General features: G+C 34.5%; 2 protein-coding genes. Both read right to left on the bottom strand.

Annotation, left to right across the window (positions count from 1 at the left end; genetic code table 11):
- Positions 1-560, bottom strand: a 560-nt coding sequence (locus K6G87_RS11215) for a hypothetical protein (RefSeq protein ID WP_296837147.1), incomplete at its 3' end; no start/stop codon positions are given.
- Between the two features lie 316 nt (positions 561-876).
- On the bottom strand, positions 877-2,159 hold a 1,283-nt coding region (locus tag K6G87_RS11210), incomplete at its 5' end, for a hypothetical protein (RefSeq protein ID WP_296837144.1).

The raw sequence follows: 2,159 nt of genomic DNA, 5'->3' as shown, positions 1-2,159 counted from the left end.
GCAAGATATAAGATGGCATAGCCACCTACACACATGATGACCATTTCAACTGTATATCCACCTACCCTGTTGGCAAAAGTACGGGCAAAAGAATCATATTCACTATTGGGATTAATAAAATATGGAGCAGTCAGATATGTTGCTTGCAACATCAAAATATAATTTATACCTACAAACACAAAATAAACTCTTATTTCACAAAGCAGTATGCTAAGCATGGGAACTATAAACCAGGTTAAATTTATAGCTACATGATCATAAGACATATATACAAGCAAAAGATTAAGAGCCAACAAGGCAAAACAGCTGGTATATATAGATTTTGGCCATTTTTTGGTCAGTGCAAAATGCGCCAGACTTACAATAAACATAACCAAAGAAATATTAATACACGTACTATAGTCTATATCCGTATAAACACCTGTTCTTATTCCAATTGCGATAGCAGGTCCCGTCAATATAAAGAACCACAAAACCATGTTCAGATATCTGTTAACTCTTTTTCTGTTACTTTCAAGGAACGCATCATAGTTCTTAATATTTTCAGTCTTCAGCTTCATATACAGAATCCTCCGAGACTACAATGCTAATAAGGTGCCTAACATTGCATCATTATTCAGCTTAAATAAGCTATTCTATATGGAAAAAGAAATACTTGTATATCATTTTTATTTTTTGACATAATAATGCCTAATATGTTTTTCGGACAAAAATCTTATTTTTATAAGCATAAATCGTTTAGAAAACAAAAAGCCCATCGATCTGATATGTATCCGGTTTTAGTGACACACATCATTCTGCGATGAGCTTTTTAATAATTTTATAAAATGACGTAAGGGTCAAAAGTTCATTTTGACACCATATGACTATGGATTTTCAGGTCAGCTTTTTAGTCACTTCGTGAGGAGTAAGATTGCCGCCTATAAATCCTCTTTCTCCCTTATCAATTTCACTTATCTTTTCTTTAATCTCTTCTTCTGTCATATCTTCATCAGTATAACAGTAATAAATTTCTTTTCCCTCAGCATTTTCAAGCGCTTCAGGTGTACATTCATCATCATCAGGATAATCGTTTCCATTAAGATCATCAAAATTATAGCCTTTAATAGCATAAGTCCCGACTATTTCATGATTACTATCCATGATAAGATATGAATTCCAATATATCATGCCTGCATAATCAGTATTGAAATTGACAACAGTAGCCGTTCTTTCTACAAATTCGTATCCGCCATTTCCTCCTGCACCATATCCCCAATCAAGAATAGGACAATAGAGCTTTCCATCTTCATATAAATACATAGATACATAATATCCAGTGTGATCAACTACAAGCTCAGGAATATCATCATCATTAAAATATATAAGATCGTAATAAATATCTTCTTCTCCGTACCGAAGTAAAGACATATCAAGAACGGAAAGAAAAGCCTCCTGATATGTTTCAAAGCTTCCATTATAGGATTCACCATAAATAGAATTTATAACCCCGGATACAGAAATATCATCAGCAAGCTTTTCGGTCATATTCTCTGAAAAGTAGTCATTTAGTAAAAAAGAATCGGCTTCATATTCCTTTTTTTCGTATTCACATATGCCGACCTTCATGCCCAGTTTAGTTTCACCGACGATTATTACGTCATCCCTGCCATCAAAATTACAATCGGCAACACCAACTTCATATATGTTCAAAAAACTATAATAATCCATTTTATCGCTTGAATAGTCGAGGATATTTAATACAGTTCCAGATCCTTCAACACCACCCACGTCTACTCTGATGCCTGCATATTGCCCATCATCGTTTTCTCCGGTATATATATTGATAACTGCATCCTGGTCATATTGAATAAAAGATGCATTCTCCGCATAATCATCTTCTCCAAGAACCCACAATGGAGAATCATCAGCCGAGGCGACATCATCTTCATCTTCATCTTCAGCTTTATCTTTATCTTCAGCTTCATCTTTATCTTCATCCTGCTCTGTTACGTCGTCATTTACTGAAGATGTCTTAAGCTTATTATCAGAAGATGCTTCTTCTGATTTATCTGATTCTTCTTCCTCTTCGCTTATTTTTGCATCAGTATCTTCGTCTGTTTCTTTATCTGAAAGAGATATATCAGCGCATCCATACGCTCCAAATGTCAGGCCAAATA

It is taken from the genome of Butyrivibrio sp. (assembly GCF_024699075.1).
This window is presented reverse-complemented; position numbering and strand designations above follow the sequence as displayed.